Genomic DNA, 23,303 nt, shown 5'->3' on the forward strand with positions numbered 1-23,303 from the left:
CTGCGCCAACGGTTTAACAGGGCAGCGATGACTGCCCTTTTCGCATTTCTGAGGTGGCTATGATTGAGATAGAAAAGGTTTGCGTGGACTTCGCCGCAGGCCGTGGACCATCAACCCGGGCGGTTGATGATGTCAGCTTGCGCATTGGCGCAGGTGAAATATTTGGTATTGTTGGGACCAGCGGCGCGGGAAAAAGTACGCTTCTACGTACCCTGAATGCCTTAACGCGTCCGAGCCAGGGAAGCGTAAAAGTGAACGGCGTGGAGATCTCTGCGCTCGAGGGGAGTCATTTACGCAAAGCGCGTCAGCGTATCGGGATGATTTTTCAACATTTTAATCTGATGCATACCCGTACCGTGGCGCAAAACGTTGCGTTCAGCCTGAAGGCTGCGGGTTGGGAGCGTAGTAAAATTGGCCCGCGCGTCAGCGAAATCCTGGCGCTGGTGGGACTGTCTGATAAGGCGAGTCGCTTTCCTGTCCAGCTCAGCGGCGGGCAAAAGCAGCGCGTGGGTATTGCCCGCGCCATTGCCAATCACCCGGATGTGTTGCTGTGTGATGAACCGACTTCCGCGTTAGATCTGGAAACATCGGCCACCATTCTGGCTCTGCTCAAACAGATCAACCAACAACTGGGGATCACGATCGTGCTGATCACCCATGAGATGAACGTGATCAAATCCATTTGCGATCGCGTGGCGGTAATGTCCGGCGGCAAGGTGGTGGAGTCAGGTGAGGTGTTTGATGTCTTTGCCCACCCGCAGCACGCTTTTACTCAGCAACTGGTGTCGCATACCCTCAATCTGACGCTACCCGAGCGCCTGCGCCAGCATCTGCCCGGCCAGTTGCTAAAAATTCTGTTCATCGGTGATTCGGCGGAACAGCCGGTGCTGTCAGAAGTGGCGGTTAAATTTGGCGTGGCGGTGAACATTCTGCACGGCAAAATTGAATATATCGGCGAACGTGCGCTGGGGATTCTGGTGGTGCAACTGACCGCACCGCACAACCCTTCTGCGGTGGAGGTTGCCGTGGAACATATTCGTCAACGTACTGCACAGGTGGAGGTGATTCGTGGATGATTTATTGCCGGATTTGACGCTGGCGTTCAATGAAACCTTCCAGATGCTGAGTATCTCAACCGTGCTGGCGATTGTTGGCGGCCTACCGTTAGGGTTTCTTATTTTCGTCACCGACCGCCATTTATTCTGGCAGAACCGTTTTGTGTATCTGCTCAGTTCCGTACTGGTGAATATTATTCGTTCGGTACCGTTTGTGATCCTGCTGGTGCTGTTGCTGCCGCTCACCCAGTTTTTGCTCGGCAATACCATTGGACCCATTGCGGCGTCGGTTCCGCTGTCGGTAGCGGCGATTGCGTTTTATGCCCGACTGGTCGACAGCGCGCTGCGCGAAGTCGATAAAGGCATTATTGAAGCGGCGGAAGCCTTTGGCGCCAGCCCGATGCGTATCATCTGCACCGTGCTGTTACCGGAAGCCAGTGCGGGTCTGCTGCGTGGGCTGACGATAACGCTGGTGAGTCTGATCGGTTACTCCGCAATGGCCGGGATCGTTGGCGGTGGCGGGGTAGGCGACCTGGCGATTCGCTTTGGCTATTACCGCTACGAAACCCAGGTCATGATCGTCACCGTGGTAGCGCTGATTATTCTGGTGCAGGTCGTGCAGGTGCTGGGCGACTGGCTGGCGAAACGCGCAGACAAGCGCGACAGACATTGATTACTGTGCGCTAAGCCAGTCTGCTACGTCCTGCCATGAGCCGCGAAAGACGATTTTCGCGGCTTTCTTCTCCAGTTGATAACGATACATTGGGTCGTAGTATTCGTTGAGTAACGGTACCAGCCATCCCATATGCGCGTCGGTATTGCCCGTCGCCTGCTGTTCGAGCAGAGCCACGTCAAGTAGGGCGGTCAGCTCGGCAAAACGCTGTAAACCCAGACGGCGGCGGATAGCAAACAGGCCGTGATGCAAATATTCGCTGTACTCCTGCCAGCCCTGACTCTCGCCATAAGCGTGGGTGAAATCGTGGTGCATGCGCACAAAATACTCTTCGCGCAGCCGCTCCAGCCGTAGCTCAAAAGGATCGTCCACCACCGCAATAGCGGCCTGGCTCATGCGTTCGCGCAAACATTCGGGCAGATGATTAGCGCCGATCATGCGGCCTTCGTCCTCAAGTACCCACAGACGCAGATCCTGACGGCTGTCGGTTTTCAGCATTTCGACCGCCAGCAGGTTTTCAAAGCTTGCCTGGCTCAGCTGCGGTTCAACGGTGCGACCAAACGAGGAACCGCGATGGTGCGCCAGGCCTTCGAGATCCACACCGTTTGGCTGCTGTTGCACCAGCTGCGTTTTACCGTTCCCGGTACAGCCGCCAATTAAGACGATCGGTTTTTGCACCAGTTCTTCAGTGAGTTGAATCGCCGCCTGACGCAATGCTTTATAACCGCCGTGTATTAGCGGGTAGTCAGTACCGGACTCGTGCAGCCACTGCTGCACGATGTGCGAGCGCTGGCCGCCGCGGGCACAGCACAAGTATCCCTCAGGATGCTGGCGACAGGCTTCCAGCCAGGCATTCATCCGCTGCTGGCGAGTCTCGCCACAGACCAGTTGATGGCCAAGCGCGAGGGCGGCCTCAGACCCCTGACGTTTATAGCAGGTCCCGACTGCGGCGCGTTCGTCATCGTTCATCAGGGGAAGGTTGATTGCGCCGGGCATCGCACCCTGTTGAAATTCGACGGGGGCGCGTACATCGATTAAAGGCGTACCGGCGAGCAGAATCGCGCGATAGTCCGTTCCATCGTTCATGTTCAGTCCTGAAAGTACAAAACAGCAATGGAGGGGATTTTACGCGCCAGAAGAGGGGCCGGGGAAGGATAAAATCAACTCCCCGACATTAATGGCTTATTTCAGCTTTGACTGCGCCCAGATAATGCCGCTGGCGTATTCCGGCGGCAGCAGGGGAATTAATGCTTCGAGCGTGGCGTTTAGACGTGCAGTATCGCTGTCGCTCAGGTTCAGGTGGCCGACCTTTCGTCCTTCACGCACTTCTTTGTCGTACCAGTGCAGATGGACCAGCGGCAGTTTCAGCCAGTCGTAGTTCAGGTCGCTACCAATCAGGTTCACCATCACCGAAGGTGTGTTCACCACCGGTGTTGGTAGCGGTAGCTGGGTAATGGCTCGCAGGTGCAACTCGAACTGGCTGATGCTGGCACCGTTTTGTGTCCAGTGCCCGCTGTTGTGCACGCGAGGTGCCAGTTCGTTAATCAGCAGACCTTCCGGGGTAATGAAACATTCCATCGCCATCACGCCGACATAACCCAGCTCCTGCATGATGGCGGAAAGCATCGCTTCGGCCTGTGCCTGCTGTCTGGCGTTAGCCTGTGGGAAGACCACGCTGGTACGCAGAATGCCGTCCTGATGCAGGTTGTGGGTCAGCGGATAGAAAACCGTGCTGCCGTCGTGTGCGCGAGCGCCTACCAGCGACACTTCACCCGAGAAGTTAATGCCCTGCTCGACGATGCACTCGCCGTAGCAATCATCCGGCAATTGTTCAGTTTCATTCGCGCGCAAACGCCACTGACCGCGACCGTCATAGCCGCCGACGCGACGTTTAACAATCGCCAGTTCACCCAGTTTGTCAAATACTGCAGACCATTCGCTTTTATCCGCCAACAGTTGCCACGGCGCGGTTGCCAGGCCGAGCTTGTCAAAAAGCTGCTTTTGCGTCAGGCGGTCGGCAATAATCGGGAAGACATCACGATTCACGAATGCCGGATGGCGCGCCAGCTCGCGGGTTAACGCGGTTTCCGGCCAGCGCTCGATCTCAGCGGTAATGACGCTTTGCTGAAAGGGGACTGCGGCGGGTTCGGCATCCAGCCCGACTGGCCAGACCGCAATGCCCAGCGGCTCGCCAGCCTGACGCAGCATGCGCCCTAACTGACCGTTACCGAGTACGCAGACCTGCTTCATGCCGCACCTCGCGGGTCCGGGTTCTCCAGTACCTCATCGGTCTGTGCTTTGCGCCAGTCGCTCAGACGCTGATGTAATGCTTTGTCGTGTGTTGCCAGAATTTGTGCTGCCAGCAGGGCCGCATTTGCCGCACCCGCTTTCCCAATCGCCAGCGTACCCACGGGGATGCCGCGTGGCATCTGCACGATTGAGTAGAGGCTATCTACGCCGCTCAACGCTGCGCTTTGTACCGGAACGCCTAACACGGGGACCAGCGTTTTCGCTGCAATCATGCCCGGCAGATGCGCTGCACCGCCAGCACCCGCAATAATAACCTGATAACCGTTTTCTTCAGCGCTTTCGGCGAAGCTGAACAGTTTATCAGGGGTACGGTGGGCTGAGACGACTTCAACATGGTGCGGAACGTTCAGCATTTCGAAGATTTCGGCGGCGAACTGCATGGTAGCCCAGTCGCTTTTGGACCCCATCACGATGGCGACACGCGCCGGATTATTGCGGGAAGACATGCGTCTAAAAACTCCTGTGGGTGTGCTTCACACTGCTTTAGAGGCGAGAGAGAATAGCACGTTTTAAAAACAAGGAAAACGATTGCGTTGCTTGTGTGCAGACGTTTTCAGCTGTGATTAAAACGGAAAAGCGATCAGTTCAACGTCGTCAGGTGTGACTTTAATCATCGAACCTTCAGTGTGCCAGGCACCTAACACCACGCGGAAAGCGGGTTGTGCATTGGCCGTGAGTTCGTGGACTGCCGGGCGATGGGTATGACCGTGAATTAACCACTGGACCTGATGTTTTTCCATCTCGTTAATCACGGCCTGCGGATTCACATCCATGATCTCCAGCGATTTACTGCTATTGGCGGCTTTGCTTCCGGCGCGCATCTTTGCGGCGATGCGTTGGCGAATGAATAACGGCAGGGAGAGAAACAGTTTTTGTAGCCAGGGCTGATGAACCTTAGCGCGAAACGCCTGATAGCCTGTATCGTCGGTGCACAATGTGTCGCCATGCATGATCAGTACGTTGCGGCCATACAGGTTGAGCACTTTTTCCTGAGGTAACAGGGTCATGCCGCTCTCACGGGCAAAACGCTTGCCGATCAGAAAATCACGATTGCCATGAATGAAAAAGCAGGGAACACCGGAATCCGTCAGCGCTTTTATCGCTGCGGCCATTTCACGATGTAGGGGATTGGGATCGTCATCGCCTATCCAGGCCTCAAACAGATCGCCAAGAATGTACAACGCATCGGCCTTTCGTGCATCGTCGGCTAAAAAGCGCAGAAAACCGGCGGTGATCGCCGGTTCTTCCGTGCAGAGATGAAGATCTGCAATAAACAGTGTCGTCACGATTACTCGCTGACGGTCACGTTTTCGATGATAACGTCTTCTTTTGGTACGTCCTGATGCATGCCGCTGCGACCGGTGGAAACGCCTTTGATTTTATCAACGACATCCATACCTTCGACAACTTCAGCGAACACACAGTAACCCCAGCCCTGCATGCTTTCGCCGGAGAAGTTCAGGAAGTCGTTGTCAGCAACGTTGATGAAGAACTGAGCTGTCGCGGAGTGCGGAGCCTGAGTACGCGCCATTGCCAGCGTGCCACGGGTGTTTTTCAGACCATTGTTGGCTTCGTTTTTGATCGCCTCTTTCGTGGCTTTTTGCTTCATGCCCGGCTCAAAACCGCCGCCCTGGATCATGAAACCGTTAATAACACGGTGGAAAATGGTGTTGTTGTAAAAACCTTCGCGGCAGTAGTCCAGGAAGTTTTTAACTGTTTCAGGCGCTTTATCATCAAACGTTTTGATTACGATATCGCCGTGATTAGTGTGGAAAGTAACCATTTTTGCATCCTGTTCCGATAGATTGGTGCTTCGACCCCGTCAAGGGTCAGAGTTAGGGGTGTGTTATAGCATAACCGCAAGGTTCGATCACCTTGCAAAGTGTGCTGCTTCGGGGCCAATTTATAGGTATTATAGGGCTTTGTTATCCACACACGTCTACACGGAATCTTCGATGTTAAAAATCTTTAATACACTGACGCGCCAAAAAGAGGAATTCAAACCAATTCATGCAGGGGAAGTCGGCATGTACGTGTGTGGCATCACCGTTTACGATCTCTGTCATATTGGACACGGGCGTACCTTTGTTTCTTTCGACGTTGTTGCCCGTTATCTGCGCTTCCTCGGCTATAAGCTGAAGTATGTGCGCAACATTACCGATATCGACGACAAAATCATTAAGCGCGCGAATGAAAATGGCGAGAGCTTTGTAGCGCTGGTTGATCGCATGATTGCGGAAATGCACAACGATTTCGATGCGCTGAATATTCTGCGCCCGGATCTTGAACCGCGTGCTACGCATCATATCCCTGAGATTATTGAAATCACCGAACAGCTGATTGCCAAAGGTCACGCTTACGTTGCCGATAACGGCGATGTCATGTTCGACGTACCGACCGACCCGAATTACGGTCAGTTGTCACGTCAGGACCTGGATCAGCTGCAGGCGGGGGCGCGTGTTGATGTGGTTGATGTGAAGCGTAACCCGATGGACTTTGTGCTGTGGAAGATGTCCAAAGAGGGTGAGCCGAGCTGGCCATCTCCATGGGGTGCAGGTCGTCCTGGCTGGCACATTGAGTGTTCGGCGATGAACTGCAAACAGTTGGGTAACCATTTCGATATTCACGGCGGCGGCTCCGACCTGATGTTCCCGCACCATGAAAACGAAATCGCGCAGTCCACCTGTGCGCATGACGGTGAATACGTTAATTACTGGATGCACTCCGGAATGGTGATGGTTGACCGTGAGAAAATGTCCAAATCGCTGGGCAACTTCTTCACCGTGCGCGACGTGCTGAAATACTACGATGCCGAAACCATTCGCTACTTCCTGATGTCCGGTCACTATCGTAGCCAACTGAACTACAGCGAAGAGAACCTGAAGCAGGCGCGTTCTGCACTGGAGCGTCTGTATACTGCGCTGCGCGGCACCGACAAGTCCGTGGCACCAGCCGGTGGCGAAGCCTTTGAAGCGCGCTTCATTGAAGCGATGGATGACGACTTCAACACGCCGGAAGCCTATTCCGTGCTGTTTGATATGGCGCGTGAAGTTAACCGTCTGAAGGGCGAAGATATGGCGGCAGCTAACGCTATGGCTGCCCATCTGCGTAAGCTGTCCGGCGTGCTGGGTCTGCTCGAGCAGGAGCCAGAAACGTTCCTGCAAAGCGGTGCGCAGGCGGATGACGGTGAAGTTGCGGAGATTGAAGCGCTTATCCAGCAGCGTCTGGATGCCCGTAAAGCGAAAGACTGGGCGGCGGCGGATGCGGCACGTGACCGTCTCAACGAGATGGGCATCGTGCTGGAAGACGGTCCGCAAGGGACAACCTGGCGTCGTAAGTAAGGGTAATGATTGCCGGATGGCGGCTCACGCCTTATCCGGCCTACGATGGAATGATCGGTAGGCCTGATAAGCGTAGCGCCATCAGGCACTATTAATAACGTCTGTACCACCACAGCACACCCATTATCATAACCCCCGGCAGCCATACCCACATCAACTCCGACATTATCACCTGATGCCCATACGGTGTGGCGTAGCGTGATAGCGCAAATGGGGCGACTTTAATCACCTGCCACGGTGCAAAGAAGCGTTCATCCGACCATGGCCACAGCCAGCCGACGCCTTTGCCTCCGGTCGTTACCGAATCCAGCAGGCTGTGCGACAGCAGTGAAACCGTCAGGAATAACCAGCAGCGAACCAGCCCGGCTTTAAACCATCGTCGGCCAATGATTACGCACAGCAGCGGCACCACAAAGGCGAACAGCAGCGAGTGGGTAAAACCACGGTGGCCAAACACATTACCGTAGGCGACGCCAAACTTAAACGACAGCACGTCGGCGTCAGGCAGCATTGCCAGCACAACCCCTGCAAACAACAAGCGTGGTGGAATGGCTTTGAGTCCCAGACCCAATCCTAAGCAAAGAGGTACGGCTGCGTGGGTAACGATGGTTGGCATGATAGTCGCTTCGAATGAGAAAACAGCATGCTAACAGCCTGAATTGCGATCATACAGGGAACACATTCTGAAAACTGGCAGCGAGTGCTGCCAGATTCAGTTCTCGTATCACTTAAAAGTCAGAAAGCTTGCTTCTCGCATACTGAATACAGCGAATGATTTCTGGCAGCAAATCGATCAGATATTCATCGTAGTCATCAGATTCAGCAAGGGGATACTGTATTTTATAGGTATAGGTAAAAGCGTTGTTTTCTACGGACAGGCCGATGATCCCGCCTTCTGTGGCATCCCACAGATGATTCATTTTCAGCAGGGCGATAAGCGCCTCCGTGGTTTCCGTGGCGGTGTATTCCGCTACGTCAGCCTGGATATAAAGCTCTGATTGCTCCGGCTCGTCAAAGAAATAGAACAAGATATTATCAGTTTCCAGAATATACTGGTTCTCTGCGGATTCGGTAAATCCAGGGGAACCGTAGGCGCTGAACAGGCGTTCAAGTAAAACCATAGAGCGTGTTATCGGATTCATGACATTTTCTCGGTAAATTGAATCAAGATTTCATTCGTTCCCGTCAATCTATTTTTCCATTCAAGTGAAATTTGATATGCACAGGCTATTTTTGCAAGAAAACTGTCTTCTGATTCCGTTAGGAGGTCAAGCCTCAGGCTTAGGCAGAGACATTCTGTTTGCTCATCGAAGCCAAAAATACCGCCTCCAGTATTTCTCCATGAATGATTGTCTTTTAGTATCTGAAGATACAGTGAACGTGAATTGTCAATATTCTCATTTGGTAATGGGGCAATATGGATAATGCAAATTAACTCCTGATGATTTTTGCCATCGGGATCGCTAAGGATGAATGAAAATAACATGTCTGACAACCAAAAGAAGCTAACGTCATTGTCATTAATAGCCGACGTTGTCCCTCCTGTGTGTTTGTCTAATGCAGACACAAGGTGATGAAATTTTTCTTTATATTCTACAGGGTTAATCATAGATTTGCCCCCACTTCCTCGATCAAGCCGAAGCTTACATTCCCATTGATATGTATATTTTCAGGGACTGTCAATGTAATTTTGTCGTCGGAATCCAGAGTTACTCGAACTGTAATTTTGCCCTCCATGTGTTCATCATTATTATTTGTTATGCCCAGATACGTTATTGTCTCTGCTTTATTTTTTACATTTTCAAATAGAAACCCAGGCTTATAGGAAGTAGATGCAGTCACGTCAACAGTTACTTGGTTACTACCACCAGTGTATTGGCGTTTAATCTCCACAGAATGAGGAACGCCCTTGCTACCGATGAATGATATTTTACTATTTCCATCTGTTGCCAGTAAATTACCCATAGCATTTCTTAATTCTATGAAAATGCTTTGTTCACAACATGCAGCAACAGCTGATGCTATTTTTTTTAGTTGTACATCATTTAAAGCTTTTTCAGATGGTGATTCAGTGGGTTGAATGCAACCAGATATCCAGTCAATGGCGTCTTTAGTGATTTTTTTATATTGCCTTGGGTCGTTTCTGGATACTAAATCTTTAGGGTCAATAAATAGTACACCGCCTGACTGGAGTACGGTGTCTCTGTTAATATCTGCCCCAAGTACGTTACTCCTGGTCATATAGCTCACAGGATCTTCTATCCATGTGCTCGGCTCCTTCGATTTATCTATTGATAGTGATTTTATGAATTTATTTTTTGCTTTTTCTTGTAAATCAGGATTGTTGATATTAACATCAGCAGATGAGACAGGAATTCTGTTAAGACCTGAAGGAGCTGTGATAATAATCTCATTACCAATTCTAATATCACTGTGATCACGTGATTTTAAATCATCATAAAGAGTGGTTGTTATCGCCAGAAATTTGTTTGCTTCTATGTTTTGTGAATCGATGCTTATGGCTGTCTTGATGTAATCCCGCATTAATGCCAAGTCTTCAATCATGATTTTTATTCCGCCGGTAGTACTCAATGCGTTACTGGTATTAATGTTCATACCTGTCCATGAGTTAAAGCCAGAAGCAAGTTCTGAATAACTTTCTTTGATATCGGCGGGAATTCGTTCCCTGTTATCTACACCGCCATCACGTTTAGTTACCCCAAACTTCTGTTCTAAGAGAGTAGGGATGTAATTAAAACCATGAGATATCTTATCTTTTAATTTATGGCATCCATGTTCTTCCATTTTAATGAATAACATATTTTTACCTGGGGTTCCGGTAGGAGTATTCTCACTTTTTTGTGGCATCCTGGCAAAGAGAACGGTTTTACGATTATTAGGTAGGAATGTATTTTTGCTATCAATATCTAAACCTCGTGATTGATAGTCTGCTCCGGCATTTTTATATTCTTTGAGATGGCTTGATTTCCTTGAATAACTGCCAGCTTGATTCAAAAAATTCTCTATATTATGGTTTTTATCTTCAATGCTGAAAGCGCCCATTTTGAAATTTTGTGGAGCACTTTCTGCTAATCCCGCAGAAACAGAAACTTTGTTTGATGCCTGTGCCTGTAAGTACCACATCAATTTAGCTGCGTTTTCTTTGGTATTCTCTACAGGTATACCGGCCATCAGTTCTCTATATATGTAATCACCTTGTTTACATATTGAAATAATATCGTCATTACTGATTTTAGGGTGTTCAGGTAATTTAACATTTCTGCCATGCAGGTTGAAATCAACGGTTTTGGGGGCATCTTTCTTGTTAGCTATCTGATGAGTATCCAGAGCTTCTGGCTGAACCGCGTTGGGTAAGATGTTTGGATCAGCGATGACAGGCCCCTGTTGTTCGGCTGGCGGCATGCGATTATAACCAGCAAAAGGGGCACGATGTTCAGCATGAATGGGATGCTGTATACGCTGAAGGGCGTTGTGGGTAAGACGGGAAACAGTCATATAATGTCCTTATCAAGGTTTTTGTTGAAAAACGGTACTGATAAGGAAATGCTAAAATGGATGCTGAATAAAAACTTTCAAAAAGTGCTCTACTTTAGTGAAAATAACGGGCAGGGGCAGGTTGTGGGCTGAGAGGGCGGCAAGGGGACAAAATGATCCCGGCAGCTTGCGCTGCCGGTGAAGTTATCAAGCGATGACGTTAATGCTGTGGCCTTCAAAGCTGACGGTCTGTCCGGCAACAATTTTGCAGCGCTTGCGCGTTTCAACAACGCCGTCGACCTTCACTAACCCTTCGCCAATAGCAATTTTTGCCTGGGCGCCGCTTTCGCTCCAGCCTTCCAGCTTCAGCAAATCGCAGAGTTCAACGTGAGGGTGTTTACCCAGTGAAAATGTGGCCATCTTAAACGTCCTTTACATCATGATATTCAACACACGCCTGCAGCGTGTTTTCGATAAGCGTGGCGACAGTCATTGGGCCAACGCCACCCGGCACCGGCGTAATATACGACGCACGTGCGGCAGCATCCTCAAAGACCACATCGCCAACAACCTTACCATTCTCCAGACGGTTGATGCCGACATCAATCACAATTGCACCTTCTTTGATCCACTCACCCGGAATAAAACCCGGTTTGCCAACGGCAACAATCAGTAAGTCGGCGTGCTCAACGTGGCGGCGCAGATCTTTCGTGAATCGGTGGGTGACCGTGGTGGTGCAACCCGCCAGCAGCAACTCCATGCTCATCGGGCGACCGACAATATTGGAGGCGCCAATCACCACGGCGTTCAAACCATAGGTGTCGATGTTGTAGCGTTCAAGCAGGGTTACTATACCGCGTGGGGTACATGGACGCAGGCGCGGTGCGCGTTGACACAGACGGCCAACGTTATACGGATGGAAACCGTCAACGTCTTTGTCCGGGGCAATGCGCTCCAGAACTTTGACGTTGTCGATACCCGCCGGCAACGGCAGTTGTACCAGGATACCATCGATGGTGGCATCTGCATTGAGCGTATCGATCAGCTCAAGAAGCTCCGCCTCGCTGGTGGTTTCAGGCAGGTCCCAGGAGCGGGAGACAAAACCCACTTCGTCGCAGGCTTTGCGTTTACTTGCCACGTAAATTTGCGAAGCCGGGTTGCTACCTACCAGCACAACAGCCAGTCCTGGGGCGCGTAATCCAGCCGCTAAACGCGCCTGAACTTTTTGAGCAACCTCAGAGCGCACCTGCTGCGCAATCGTTTTACCGTCAATAATCTTTGCTGCCATCAGAGAGAGGATTCCGTCTGTTACGTTAAGTCGAAGGGGATGTCACTATTTTGTCAGAAGCGGGGCGTGCTGTCAGTTTTCGTTTGCGTTTTTACGTGCGGTGGAGTGTTTCGCGTAGCCCGTGAGCGCGGCCACAGGTGTTGGACGTTGGTACGTAATTCATAAGCATGCTAACGAAACTTAACCTAAATGAAACAACTCATCACCCTGGTATTTTCATGGGTAATATCTCAGAAACCAGACTGTTACGTCTTGTTATGGCCGTTTTTGCCTCATTTTCACCTGGAATTTTCTTAGAGTCCAATAAGAATAAGCCAGGGTCATTAAAAGGAATTGCAGGTATTTTTCATTAATTGAAATGTTTAATTTATCCCGGTGACGAATTGTCATATTCGTGAAGATTAATTAGTGAATCAAATACTCAGGAGAGTGGGAGTACACGTTTCGCTAATTCTCTCTCGATATATATCTTTACAGGATGCAGAGATAATTTGCCTGACATTTAATGTCGATAATGATTCAAACGGATCCCGCAGGACGCTGGAGCCGGATGTGTGTAATTCAAGGGAAATCCATGAAACGTAAATTAATGACCTCTTCTGTTTTTGCCAGCATGATGTTAATGGCGGGCGCAGCGGTGGCGGCAGATCCGGTAAGCGTGAGCGGCGGTACGGTTCACTTTGAAGGTGAGCTGGTCAATGCAGCCTGTGCCGTGAGCACTCAGTCAGCCGACCAGGTTGTCACATTAGGCCAATATCGTACCGCCAGCTTCACCGCAGTCGGTGACACCACGGCGCAAATTCCGTTTTCCATCGTGCTGAACGACTGTGACCCGAAAGTTGCTGCGACTGCTGCTGTTGCTTTCTCGGGCCAGACGGACCTCACCAACAACAGCCTGTTGGCTCTCTCCTCTTCGGATAACAGCACCACAGCGGGCGGCGTAGGGATCGAAATTCTGGACAACACCTCCACCGCACTGAAGCCAGATGGCGCGACCTTCTCAACCGCTCAGGCGTTGGTGGAAGGCACCAACACCCTGCGTTTCTCCGCGCGTTATAAAGCCACAGCAACCAGCGCCACGCCGGGTCAGGCAAATGCGGATGCGACCTTCATCATGAAGTACGAATAAACCGTTTGATTCTTGCAGGGAAGACTACCGCCTCATGGGATGAGGCGCTATCCGGGGATGATGAAGGATGTGGCAGATGATAGGGAAAGGTGTAGCGCTGGCGGGAATGGTCTGCGTAATGCCGGCGTTTGCCCACACCGTGATACTGGAAAGTGGCCATCTTCATTTACGTGGGCAGCTGGTTAATGGTGCCTGTACGGTTGCCACAGACAGCCAGAGTTTACGGGTGCAAATGGGGCAGTACCGCACTAACGCGTTTTCCGGGACGGGAAGTTTTGCTTCTACCAGCATACCGTTTTCGCTGCGGCTAACGTCGTGCAGTGCTGATGTTTATGACAACGTGGGGATTGCCTTTGCGGGCGTTACGCCAGCCGAAGATCCACAGGTCTTTCTTGCCAGCGGCGATGCGTCTGCGGCTTCGGGTATTGGTCTGGCGTTGTTTGATGAGCGACAGCGACAAATAATTCCGAATGCGCTGCCGCTTCATTATGCCCCGATTTTAACGCAAGAGATGACGTTTCATTTCACTGCTCGCTATCGGGCTGTCTCGGAATATATAACGCCGGGAACGCTTCGTTCAGATGTGTGGTTTACGTTGGTGTATCCCTGATTTATTTCCTAACGATAATCACGCCAAAGGTATTTGTAGCTATGTTTAATTATCTAAAATCAGGCTTTATCATTTTACTGGCCTTATTTTCTGCCACCAGTGTGCAGGCATCTGGTGGAATTGCATTAGGTGCAACTCGCGTTATTTATCCTGCCGAGGCCAAACAAACGTCCCTCGCCATTAGTAATAGTGATACCAAAGAACGTTTCCTGATTAATTCATGGATAGAGAACAGCGCAGGCGTCAAAGATAAATCGTTTGTGGTCACACCGCCGCTGTTTGTCAGTGAACCTAAAAGCGAAAACACGCTGCGTATCATCTACGCGGGCGAGCCTCTGCCCAAAGACCGTGAATCGCTGTTCTGGATGAATGTGAAGGCTATTCCGTCGGTCAATAAAAACAGCCTTGAGGGGAAAAACGTTCTGCAACTGGCGATTTTGTCGCGCATCAAACTCTTTGTCCGCCCAAATAATCTGCCACAAATCGCGGAAGATGCGCCAGGCATGCTGCAGTTTTCCCGTACCGGCAACCACCTGAAAATTACCAACCCGTCAGCGTATTACGTCACGCTGGTCAATCTCAATGTCGGAAATACGAAGATTGATAACGTTATGGTTGCGCCGAAAAATGACACGCAGGTCCTGTTGCCGACTGGCGTTCAGGGAAACGTTACGTTCCAGACGGTGAACGATTATGGCGCAGTCACCACCGCTAAAACGGTTAGCGTGCGTTGAGAAAACGATGAATAAGACAACGTATTTTCCTGGCCTGTTACCGGGGGTTACGCCACCGCTGGCGGGGGTGGCGTTGTCCACGCTGGCCGCGCTCTTTCCCTCCTTCAGCCAGGGTGAAAGCTATTTCAATCCGGCGTTTTTATCTGCCGATACCGCTACTGTGGCGGATTTGTCTCGTTTCGAAAAAGGGAATCACCAGCCTGAAGGCGTTTATCGTGTGGATATTTGGCGCAATGATGAGTTTGTGGCTACCCAGGATATTCGTTTCGCCACCAGTGCGGGGAAAGCCGGAGAAAAATCCGGCGGGCTGATGCCGTGCTTTGATCTCGACTGGGTTAAACGCCTTGGCGTCAATATCACTGCGTTTCCGGCACTCAGTCAGGATGCGAACAATACCTGTATTAATTTGCCAGAGGCGATTCCTGGTAGCGAAATTGCTTTCGATTTTTCTACACTGCGTTTAAATGTCAGCCTGCCGCAAGCCTCAATGTTGAACAGTGCGCGTGGCTATATTCCGCCAGAGGAGTGGGATGAAGGTATTCCGGCGGCGCTGGTTAACTATAGCTTTACCGGCAGTCGCGGCAGCGATACCGACAGCTATTTCTTAAGCATGTTAAGCGGCCTGAACTATGGCCCATGGCGGCTGAGGAATAACGGTGCATGGAACTACTCGAAAGGTGACGGCTACCATTCGCAAAGCTGGAAAAACATTGGCACATGGCTTCAGCGTGCGGTTATTCCGCTGAAGGGTGAGCTGGTGATGGGTGACAGTAACACTGGCAACGACGTTTTTGACAGTATCGGTTTTCGTGGTGCGCGTCTCTATTCGTCCGACAGCATGTATCCCGACAGCTTACAGGGCTACGCGCCAACCGTCCGTGGGATTGCGCGTACCGCAGCGAAACTGACTATTCGCCAGAATGGCTACGTGATTTATCAAAGCTATGTTTCGCCAGGCGCTTTTTCGATAACCGATCTCAACCCCACTTCGTCGAGTGGTGACCTGGACGTAACGGTTGATGAGAAGGACGGCAGTCAACAGCGCTATACGGTGCCGTATTCCACGGTACCTCTGCTCCAGCGTGAAGGACGTTTCAAATATGACGTTGTCGCCGGGGATTTTCGTAGCGGTAATAGCCAGCAGTCTTCGCCATTCTTTTTCCAGGGAACGTTAATCGCCGGGCTACCAGAAGGTTACACCGCGTATGGCGGCACGCAGTTAGCTTCACGCTACACCGCACTGGTGTTAGGTACCGGGCGCAACCTGGGTGACTGGGGAGCCGTCTCTGTCGATTTAACGCATGCCCGCAGCCAACTGGCGGATGACAGTACGCATCAGGGGCAATCGCTGCGTTTTCTGTATGCAAAATCACTGAACAACTTCGGTACCAACTTCCAGTTGTTGGGGTATCGCTATTCGACGCGAGGGTTTTATACCCTCGATGATGTGGCGTATCGCAGTATGGAAGGTTACGAGTACGAATATGACAGCGAAGGGAATCGCCACGATGTTCCACAGGTGAAGAGCTACCACAATCTGAGCTACAGCAAAAAGGGCCGTTTTCAGATCAACATTTCGCAGAACCTTGGCGATTACGGGTCACTGTATGTTTCGGGTAGCCAGCAAACGTACTGGAACACCTCAGATACCAATACCTGGTACCAGCTGGGGTATGCCAGCGGTTGGCAGGGGATTAGCTATTCACTCTCCTGGTCATGGAATGAATCGGTCGGGATCTCTGATACCGACCGCATCCTGGCCTTCAATGTGTCCGTACCGTTCAGTCTGCTGACCGGGCGGCGCTACTCGCGTGATAACGCACTCGATCGCACCTACGCCACTTTCAATGCGAACCGTAACAGCAATGGACAAAACAGCTGGCAAAGCGGTATTGGCGGCACGCTGTTAGATGGACGCAATCTCAGCTACAGCGTTAATCAGGGACACAGCAGCTCCAACGGGTACAGCGGGAGCGCCAACGCGAACTGGCAGGCGGCCTATGGCACGCTGGGCGTGGGTTACAACTATGACCGTGACCAGCATGACTATAACTGGCAACTCTCCGGTGGCGTCATCGGACATGCGGACGGCATTACGCTCAGCCAACCACTGGGCGACACCAACGTACTGATAAAAGCACCAGGAGCCCAGGGGGTGCGGATAGAAAACCAGACCGGCGTGCAGACCGACTGGCGTGGCTACGCGGTCATGCCGTATGCCACCGTTTATCGCTACAACCGCGTCGCGCTGGATACCAATTCAATGAATAACAACACCGATGTGGAAAATAACGTTAGCAGCGTCGTGCCCACGCAGGGGGCACTGGTACGTGCGGCGTTTGATACACGCATTGGCGTGCGGGCGCTTATCACGGTTAACCGGGATGGAAAACCAGTGCCATTTGGGTCGGTGGTTCGCGAAACCACGAGCGGCGTCACCAGCATGGTCGGTGAAGATGGACAAATTTATCTGAGTGGTCTGCCGCTCAAAGGCAACTTGTTGATCCAATGGGGTGAAGGCGCAAACGCACGCTGTGAAGCGCACTACACCTTGCCTGAAGAGAGCCTGAAACAGGCTGTAACGCTCACCAACGTGATGTGCCAACGACCGTCGGCACGACAGGGATAATATGATGAAACGACAAACCGGTTTGCTACTGGGAAGCGCTTTACTGCTTATAGCTAATACGTCATGGGCGACGGTCTGCCATAACTCGAACGGAACGCCAACGGACGTTTATTACGATCTGTCGAATGTTTTTAACAGCAGCAATAACCAACCGGGTCAGGTAGTGACATTGCCTGAAAAGTCAGGCTGGGTTGGGGTGAATGCAACCTGCCCGGCAGGGACGACGGTGAATTACACCTACCGAAGTTATGTGACCGAACTCCCCGTGCAAAGTACGGAAAATAACTTTCAGTATCTGAAACTCAATGATTACCTGTTGGGGGCCATGAGTATTACCGACAGCTACGCGGGGTTGTTTTATCCTCCTCGTAATTATATCCGCATGGGGAATCACCCAAACGTTTCCAAACAGCAGCCTTTTGGCGTGATGGATTCGAAGCTGGTGTTTAAATTAAAAGTGATTCGTTCATTTATCAACATGGTGCCGATCCCGCGACAGACGATGTTCAGTGTCTATGTCACTACCAGTACGGGAGATGCGCTGAGTACGCCGGTTTACACCATAAGCTACAGCGGCAAGGTGGAAGTTCCACAAAACTGCGAGGTGAATGCCGGGCAAATCGTGGAGTTTGATTTTGGCGATATTGGTGCCTCGCTGTTCAGCAAGGCGGGTGCCGGTAACCGGCCCGAAGGTATCAATACGCAAACGAAAACGGTCGCCATAAAGTGTACAAATGTTGCCGCGCAAGCTTATCTGACCATGCGGGTCGAGGCCGAAAAAGCGTCCGGGCAAATGATGATATCGGACAACCCGGATTTAGGTTTTATCGTGGCCGACAGCAGCGGTAAACCGCTGACACCCAACAATCTGTCCAGCACCATTCCCTTTCAGTTGGATGATAACGCTGCCGCGCGGGTTGGCATTAGAGCATGGCCAGTCAGCGTGACGGGCAATAAACCAGCGGAAGGGCCTTTCACCGCCCGTGGCTATCTGCGAGTTGATTATGAATAAGCAGAGAACAATGAGACGTCGTGCGCTTTTCGTATTGATATCCGCAGTGTCAGCCAGTTCTCTATGCCATGCAGATAGCTCGCTGGGTGAGATTAATATCGAACTGCACGGTAATATCGTGGACTTCACCTGTGCGGTTATTGCCAGTGACAATAATAAGTTGGTTGAACTAGGCACCTGGCCGACAAAACAATTAAAGACCACCGGGGATACGACCCAACCGGTTCCCTTTACGTTGAAACTTGAAGGCTGCCCGCCGGGGTCGGCCTCGATAACCTTTTCCGGCACGCCGGCAGCGGGTACCACGTTGTTGGCGCTGGACGATGCCGTGATGGCACAAAAGGTCGCGATTGAATTGCACGATAGCGACCGTACGCGATTACCGCTTGAACAAGCCAGCCAGGCAGTAAACATTGATGAAAATGGCAATGCTATGCTGACTTTTTTTGCCAACTATATTGCGCTGGCAGATGGCGTTCAACCGGGGATCGCGAAAGCAGATGCTACGTTTATGATTAACTACAATTGACATCATGCGCTGATAACGCACTCCCGAACGACGCCTCGCCGGGAGTGCGATCACATTAATTCATGCATCTTTGCATAATCGATTAGCTCAACAATGGTATGTAGTCCGAGCTTGGAATAGATGTTAGCTTTGTGAGCACTGATTGTTTTATTACTCAATAAAAGTTGCTCAGCAATTTCTTTATTAGATAACCCATTCGCCAGATAACGTAAAACTGTAACCTCGCGATTCGATAACGGCATGTCATTCAGCACACCTTTACGTATATTAATATTATTAATAAAGTTAAGCGTGTCTGAAGGGAAAAATGAATATCCTGATAAAATCATTTTCACCGCGTTATAGATATCATTGAGATCCTTTCGTTTGCTGACGAAGCCATTGGCACCGGCACGGATCGCCCGTCCGGCATAAAATGATTCAGACTTTGAGGATAGAAACAGCACCCGGGTTTTTTCCTGCAGAGATTTTATTCTCTTGAGTAATGTAAACCCATCGGAGCCAGGTAGTTCAATATCCAGAATGACCAGATCGACTGGATAGGTACGTAGATGATCTATTGCTGCGCGGCTGTCATCGGTTTCCAGAACAACCTGAATATTACTATTCTTTTCGAGCAGTACTTCGATCGACATTCTGACAATAGGGTGTTCGTCCATAATGATAACGGATGCTGGTTTCATTGTTGTATGCCTCAAACTGTTTGTGTATCTTGCGATTTTGATAAAACATCAGGCGTTATAATATTGTCAAATAGCCAAGGATTGCTCTGGAAGAAGAACCGAATAAATATTATGTCATCCTTGTTTATTCGGTTGTTCTACGTCAGAACAATGAGTTTGTGGAATATCCATTTCACACCAGGGAAAACTTACAATTAATCAGAAAACAGTGAGGATTATACCTGCTCTGCACTTTCGGAAAAGGCTTACAGCACGTAAGTTCATAATGTCTGTTAGGATATCCTGAAAGATCAGGGCATGGTAATGACTATTGATATTAATCTCCTGCTGTTTGAATTATGGCAGATTGAAAAATTTTTTTAAATAGTAAAAACGACACAATAGGCTAATTGTTTAGGTTTTGTTAAGGCGGCGAGGCAATTCTTTTTTGTCGAGATGTACTGAATCTGTCAGCTAAAGCAGGATACCTGCGCGACATATAATACCAGGAATAGTTGTAAATATTAAATGTTTGTAAAAATCACATTCGTTTTCTCAGTTGAAAATAAGTAATTTCCTATAAATTCTTATATCACAGAGGGTTAGGGTGTTAAATTAAATGGGGATAGGTAACGCTGAGGCGATGTATCAGATGCAAAAAACGCTGACGATGTGGCAACCCCAGCAGCGTGATCAGCTGGTTCAGGCGATAGATAACGCGGTGATAGGGTTGAGCCTGCAGCAGAGCAATCTTCTTTAATGATTTACCTTGTGACAGTAATGAGATCATCTCCCAGTCAGCCTGATTTATGTGCCCGGAGTGAATATGATCCGGCACCATAGATAATAAAGCATGGCGCATCTCCGGGAGGCGCTGACGGCGCGGCAGGATATAGAATGGCCCAGCCATCGCAATAAAGCGCCTGAGCGCTTCGTGGCGACTGGGAAGTAATATGAAAATTTGAATATTATCCTGTTCTTTAATGAGTCGGCGAAGATATTCCAGAACATCGAAATATGAGCTTGATGCGCCATCCATATCAACCACTAACTGACTCGCTTCAGACTCTTTCAACAGTGGCAGAGCCGATTCAATCGTCTGGAAGATGGCCGTGTGTGTACCAGAAAATAAATAGCGATTTAACGTATAGCCGAGATAGTTGTCTGTTGTGATAATCGCTTGAGATATTGTGTCGCCCGGTAATGTGTAATCAAGTTTTTGAGCCAGATACTCAATTCTGTCAAATTCCTGGGGGGCACAGTGATCATATTGCCAGGTACAGTGGGCGTTTCGTAAACGGCGATGCCGTTCCCGGCGTTTTACACTGCGCATCCTTCCTTTTTCCCTGTTCGTATCTATTGCGCCTGCTCTGGATAAATGGCTGGCCACAAATACCCCTGACCCAAATTTGCGCCAGCGCGCAGGGCAATTTCCTGCTGTTTTTGCGTTTCAATTCCTTCAACTACCACCAGGCTGGCGATTGCGCGCCCCATCTGAATAACTTGGCGGAGTTTTTCTGGCACATGGCTGAGAGTCCAGAACGTATTTTTATCTAACTTTACCCCTGACAAATGCCAGTTGGCTGCGGTGAATGTGCCAAGCAGTTCCTCATTGACGTCATCCAGCCATATTGGGATACCATGGTCTTCAAGGTGTTGAATTACGTCGTAGACGATCGCCCGCTGGGGTGTACTTAAAGAATAAAACGTATTTGGATCTTGTATTTCGATAATCAAGCTGGACGGAGAGGGCGTAATCAGGGAATGGAATAGCGGCCAACTCAGAAAGGCTTGCATCGGTAAATTCAGTGAGTAGTGCAGCCCCTGTTGGTAGCACTTAATTTTGTCAATTTGCTGATAAAACAGATGCTGTCGATGCTGAACCGACAGTTGGTGAAAATATTTTTCACTGTTTATATTTGCGGGAAGATGTGTGAGGACCTCACAACCGTATCTCAACGCGGTAGACAAATCGACAATCGGCTCGAATTTAAGTGCGAATTGCAGGGGTTCTGCATCGCTGTTTTTGACGGTAAAGGCAGAGTACTCAGATTTATCATTCCATAATAACAGGCTCGGTGCCACGATATCCCCCCTGGCGTCAGAGCAAATATTACCGAGTGTGTCTATTTGTTTCCCCGGAAATAATATACATAGGGTATTCTGGCAGTATGCGGTTAGGTACAGTAGGTGCCGATACTTAATTGATGATGAGACATTTCTCAATAAAATTCCCGACAGCAAGACTCACTCTACTGTTGCAGAAAACTCAGGTGTGCCCTGATATACCTTAAAAATTGCTGATCATTTTTCACACCCAGCTTTTTCATAATACGGCGGCGAGTTGCTCTGGCCTGGGTATCGCTGATGGAGAGAAGATGTGCTGTTTCAGCGAGCGTGTTACCGCTGGCAAGTAGCATTAAGAACTGGCGTTCCTCCACCGAAAAGTTGCGGGTGGTACAGTAATGGCAGATGGTTGCAGGCACACTGTGGCGGAGCGCGCGTTTTTGCAGAATCAGGATTAATTTTTGGGTTATCGCTTCAACATTATCTTCGCGATAGATCAGCGGCAGCATATACAGGCACGGGCGAAACATCAGCTTATCTTTATCGCCTCCGTTGCAGATGATAACCCGATGCTGGCGTCTGGTGTGGACGGGAACCTGATAACATCCTGCACTGAGCCAATCGTCATCCAGTGAAATAAAGGCGATGTCTGCGCGATCGATATCTTCGGTAGGTAAAAAGCAGATGTCCTGATGCCACTGATTTGCCAGGCGGGAGATGATGATTTTCAACCCATGTTCGAAATGACTATTTTCTTCCTTGATAGCGATACTTAACATTGACGAGGTCCTGAACAGCAGGGGAGTGGTTGGGGAATGTTAAGCAAAATCATTAATTTTCTAAATACTTGTAACCTTAAATCCCGCATTATGCTGGCTGAGTTGTTACCAGGTGATTTCCTGGAACCCCATGAACGACCAGAAAAAAACAACATTCGTACACTTCGTCAGCAACCGGAACAAAAGGCATTGACTCAGCAGGCGCTGACCGTATAATTCACGCGTTTCATCTGCATGAAGTCATCACTTCTCTATGCGCCCTTAGCTCAGTTGGATAGAGCAACGGCCTTCTAAGCCGTAGGTCGTAGGTTCGAATCCTACAGGGCGTACCATTTCGATAAAATATCCTCCCGGCACAGTTTTATTCCAGTAGGCATAACGTCTACATCAGCGGCTCTGAATTTCACTTTTTCTGCAGCGTTTTGGGGATATAAAAACGGGAGCCTGATCGCTCCCGTTTTCCTGTTTTTCTAACCAATATCACCGCACAACAAGTACGGGGCATTTGGCATGACGTACTACGGCAGCGGCGGTTGACCCCAACAGATAGGTGCTGAAACCCGGTTTATGGGATGCAATGACGATCAATTCGGCGTCCACGGCATCTGCCAGTTTAAGGATCTGATCTTTCGGTGGGCCATAAACCACATGGGTCTGAGTTCTGCCGGCGGGGATATTGAATTGCTTAACAATGTTGTCGAGCTTTTCGGTGGCTTTCGCCTGTATACCACTTCTGTCCGGGAACTCGTTGGAGTAGGCAAGCCCGAGTGATGCGTAGAACGGAACGGTAGGAATGACCGCTAAAAAATGGACCTTAGCGGTTTTTGCATGCGCTTCAACCTGCGGAATAACATGGCGAGTTAAATCGGCTTCAGAGATATCAATGGGCACCAGAATAGAGCGATACATATTCACTACCTCCTGTTTGTTTACCTCTGTCCTGAGTGTAGCGAACTTTATTTTGTATAATAAGCGACCAGATCAAGGTTG

The 23,303-nt window shown here is 50.0% G+C and carries 26 protein-coding genes and 1 tRNA gene; 11 read left to right on the plus strand and 16 right to left on the minus strand.

What is annotated here, in order from left to right; all coding sequences use genetic code 11:
- Positions 1-59: 59 nt before the first annotated feature.
- Entirely contained in the window at positions 60-1,076 is a 1,017-nt protein-coding gene (sfbB, locus tag OGX91_RS09540) for a virulence-associated ABC transporter ATP-binding protein SfbB (protein ID WP_286626098.1), read from the plus strand.
- On the plus strand, positions 1,069-1,728 hold the full coding sequence (locus OGX91_RS09545; protein ID WP_005125237.1) for a methionine ABC transporter permease: 660 nt from the start codon (positions 1,069-1,071) through the stop codon (positions 1,726-1,728). The genes sfbB and OGX91_RS09545 overlap by 8 nt, the downstream gene beginning before the upstream one ends.
- On the opposite strand, the gene mnmH is transcribed toward OGX91_RS09545, so the two are convergent.
- The 5 genes from mnmH to ppiB form a co-directional block, all read right to left on the minus strand.
- Positions 1,729-2,814 carry a tRNA 2-selenouridine(34) synthase MnmH gene (gene mnmH, locus OGX91_RS09550; RefSeq protein ID WP_286626100.1) on the minus strand — a complete coding sequence of 362 codons (1,086 nt, stop codon included), beginning with the start codon at positions 2,812-2,814 and terminating at the stop codon, positions 1,729-1,731.
- 96 nt (positions 2,815-2,910) lie between these two features.
- Positions 2,911-3,978, minus strand: a complete 1,068-nt coding sequence (gene purK, locus OGX91_RS09555; RefSeq protein ID WP_182290835.1) for a 5-(carboxyamino)imidazole ribonucleotide synthase — start codon at positions 3,976-3,978, stop codon at positions 2,911-2,913.
- Positions 3,975-4,484, minus strand: coding sequence for a 5-(carboxyamino)imidazole ribonucleotide mutase (purE, locus tag OGX91_RS09560; RefSeq protein ID WP_155021576.1), 510 nt, complete (start codon positions 4,482-4,484; stop codon positions 3,975-3,977). The genes purK and purE overlap by 4 nt, the downstream gene beginning before the upstream one ends.
- Before the next feature lie 117 nt (positions 4,485-4,601).
- A complete protein-coding gene (gene lpxH / locus OGX91_RS09565; protein WP_040232643.1) occupies positions 4,602-5,324 on the minus strand; it encodes a UDP-2,3-diacylglucosamine diphosphatase in 723 nt (240 codons plus the stop codon).
- A 2-nt stretch (positions 5,325-5,326) separates the two neighbouring features.
- On the minus strand, positions 5,327-5,821 hold the full coding sequence (ppiB, locus tag OGX91_RS09570) for a peptidylprolyl isomerase B (RefSeq protein ID WP_003021875.1): 495 nt from the start codon (positions 5,819-5,821) through the stop codon (positions 5,327-5,329).
- A gap of 172 nt (positions 5,822-5,993) precedes the next feature.
- On the opposite strand from ppiB, the gene cysS reads away from it, so the two are divergent.
- On the plus strand, positions 5,994-7,379 hold the full coding sequence (gene cysS, locus OGX91_RS09575) for a cysteine--tRNA ligase (RefSeq protein ID WP_005125243.1): 1,386 nt from the start codon (positions 5,994-5,996) through the stop codon (positions 7,377-7,379).
- Positions 7,380-7,470: 91 nt separating this feature from the next.
- Here cysS and OGX91_RS09580 read toward each other — a convergent pair whose 3' ends face one another.
- The 6 genes from OGX91_RS09580 to folD form a co-directional block, all read right to left on the minus strand.
- Complete coding sequence (locus tag OGX91_RS09580; protein ID WP_149691387.1) at positions 7,471-7,995, minus strand: metal-dependent hydrolase; 525 nt, start codon at positions 7,993-7,995, stop codon at positions 7,471-7,473.
- 112 nt (positions 7,996-8,107) lie between these two features.
- A complete protein-coding gene (locus tag OGX91_RS09585; protein WP_005125245.1) occupies positions 8,108-8,521 on the minus strand; it encodes a type III secretion system chaperone in 414 nt (137 codons plus the stop codon).
- Positions 8,518-8,988 carry a CesT family type III secretion system chaperone gene (locus OGX91_RS09590; protein ID WP_155021573.1) on the minus strand — a complete coding sequence of 157 codons (471 nt, stop codon included), beginning with the start codon at positions 8,986-8,988 and terminating at the stop codon, positions 8,518-8,520. The genes OGX91_RS09585 and OGX91_RS09590 overlap by 4 nt, the downstream gene beginning before the upstream one ends.
- Positions 8,985-10,895, minus strand: coding sequence for a hypothetical protein (locus OGX91_RS09595; protein ID WP_286626104.1), 1,911 nt, complete (start codon positions 10,893-10,895; stop codon positions 8,985-8,987). Before OGX91_RS09595 ends, OGX91_RS09590 begins: the two co-directional genes overlap by 4 nt.
- Positions 10,896-11,081: 186 nt before the next feature.
- Positions 11,082-11,294, minus strand: a complete 213-nt coding sequence (ybcJ, locus tag OGX91_RS09600; RefSeq protein ID WP_137384578.1) for a ribosome-associated protein YbcJ — start codon at positions 11,292-11,294, stop codon at positions 11,082-11,084.
- A 1-nt stretch (position 11,295) separates the two neighbouring features.
- Entirely contained in the window at positions 11,296-12,162 is an 867-nt protein-coding gene (gene folD, locus OGX91_RS09605) for a bifunctional methylenetetrahydrofolate dehydrogenase/methenyltetrahydrofolate cyclohydrolase FolD (protein ID WP_005122057.1), read from the minus strand.
- Between the two features lie 574 nt (positions 12,163-12,736).
- On the opposite strand from folD, the gene fimA reads away from it, so the two are divergent.
- The 6 genes from fimA (at position 12,737) to sfmF (ending at position 18,805) form a co-directional block, all read left to right on the plus strand.
- On the plus strand, positions 12,737-13,291 hold the full coding sequence (gene fimA / locus OGX91_RS09610) for a type 1 fimbrial major subunit FimA (RefSeq protein ID WP_005122056.1): 555 nt from the start codon (positions 12,737-12,739) through the stop codon (positions 13,289-13,291).
- Positions 13,292-13,367: 76 nt separating this feature from the next.
- Positions 13,368-13,901 carry a type 1 fimbrial protein subunit FimI gene (gene fimI, locus OGX91_RS09615; protein ID WP_286626106.1) on the plus strand — a complete coding sequence of 178 codons (534 nt, stop codon included), beginning with the start codon at positions 13,368-13,370 and terminating at the stop codon, positions 13,899-13,901.
- A 41-nt stretch (positions 13,902-13,942) separates the two neighbouring features.
- Positions 13,943-14,635 (plus strand): type 1 fimbria chaperone FimC, encoded by a 693-nt coding sequence (gene fimC / locus OGX91_RS09620; protein WP_005122054.1) that lies wholly within the window; start codon positions 13,943-13,945, stop codon positions 14,633-14,635.
- Between the two features lie 7 nt (positions 14,636-14,642).
- Positions 14,643-17,264 (plus strand): fimbrial biogenesis usher protein, encoded by a 2,622-nt coding sequence (locus tag OGX91_RS09625; RefSeq protein WP_286626107.1) that lies wholly within the window; start codon positions 14,643-14,645, stop codon positions 17,262-17,264.
- 4 nt (positions 17,265-17,268) lie between these two features.
- Complete coding sequence (gene fimH, locus OGX91_RS09630) at positions 17,269-18,276, plus strand: type 1 fimbria D-mannose specific adhesin FimH (RefSeq protein ID WP_005122052.1); 1,008 nt, start codon at positions 17,269-17,271, stop codon at positions 18,274-18,276.
- 10 nt (positions 18,277-18,286) lie between these two features.
- Positions 18,287-18,805, plus strand: a complete 519-nt coding sequence (sfmF, locus tag OGX91_RS09635; protein WP_149691385.1) for a fimbria assembly protein — start codon at positions 18,287-18,289, stop codon at positions 18,803-18,805.
- Between the two features lie 50 nt (positions 18,806-18,855).
- Here sfmF and fimZ read toward each other — a convergent pair whose 3' ends face one another.
- The 4 genes from fimZ to fimW all read right to left on the minus strand — a co-directional run bounded on the left by fimZ (position 18,856) and on the right by fimW (position 22,313).
- Positions 18,856-19,488, minus strand: coding sequence for a fimbria biosynthesis transcriptional regulator FimZ (gene fimZ / locus OGX91_RS09640; protein WP_005122050.1), 633 nt, complete (start codon positions 19,486-19,488; stop codon positions 18,856-18,858).
- A gap of 589 nt (positions 19,489-20,077) precedes the next feature.
- Positions 20,078-20,800 carry a fimbria biosynthesis regulator FimY gene (gene fimY / locus OGX91_RS09645; protein ID WP_005122049.1) on the minus strand — a complete coding sequence of 241 codons (723 nt, stop codon included), beginning with the start codon at positions 20,798-20,800 and terminating at the stop codon, positions 20,078-20,080.
- A 23-nt stretch (positions 20,801-20,823) separates the two neighbouring features.
- Positions 20,824-21,552, minus strand: coding sequence for an EAL domain-containing protein (locus OGX91_RS09650; protein WP_286626110.1), 729 nt, complete (start codon positions 21,550-21,552; stop codon positions 20,824-20,826).
- A 167-nt stretch (positions 21,553-21,719) separates the two neighbouring features.
- Positions 21,720-22,313 (minus strand): fimbria biosynthesis transcriptional regulator FimW, encoded by a 594-nt coding sequence (gene fimW / locus OGX91_RS09655; protein WP_005122047.1) that lies wholly within the window; start codon positions 22,311-22,313, stop codon positions 21,720-21,722.
- 36 nt (positions 22,314-22,349) lie between these two features.
- Between fimW and OGX91_RS09660 the strand changes: the two genes are divergently transcribed.
- Together OGX91_RS09660 and OGX91_RS09665 are read left to right on the plus strand one after the other, a co-directional pair.
- On the plus strand, positions 22,350-22,529 hold the full coding sequence (locus OGX91_RS09660; RefSeq protein ID WP_040232627.1) for a hypothetical protein: 180 nt from the start codon (positions 22,350-22,352) through the stop codon (positions 22,527-22,529).
- 39 nt (positions 22,530-22,568) lie between these two features.
- A tRNA-Arg gene (locus tag OGX91_RS09665) sits at positions 22,569-22,645 on the plus strand.
- 148 nt (positions 22,646-22,793) lie between these two features.
- Here OGX91_RS09665 and uspF read toward each other — a convergent pair.
- Entirely contained in the window at positions 22,794-23,222 is a 429-nt protein-coding gene (gene uspF / locus OGX91_RS09670; RefSeq protein ID WP_005122045.1) for a universal stress protein UspF, read from the minus strand.
- Positions 23,223-23,303: the final 81 nt, after the last annotated feature.

Source organism: Citrobacter sp. Cpa228 (assembly GCF_030333085.1).
Classification (GTDB): domain Bacteria; phylum Pseudomonadota; class Gammaproteobacteria; order Enterobacterales; family Enterobacteriaceae; genus Citrobacter; species Citrobacter pasteurii.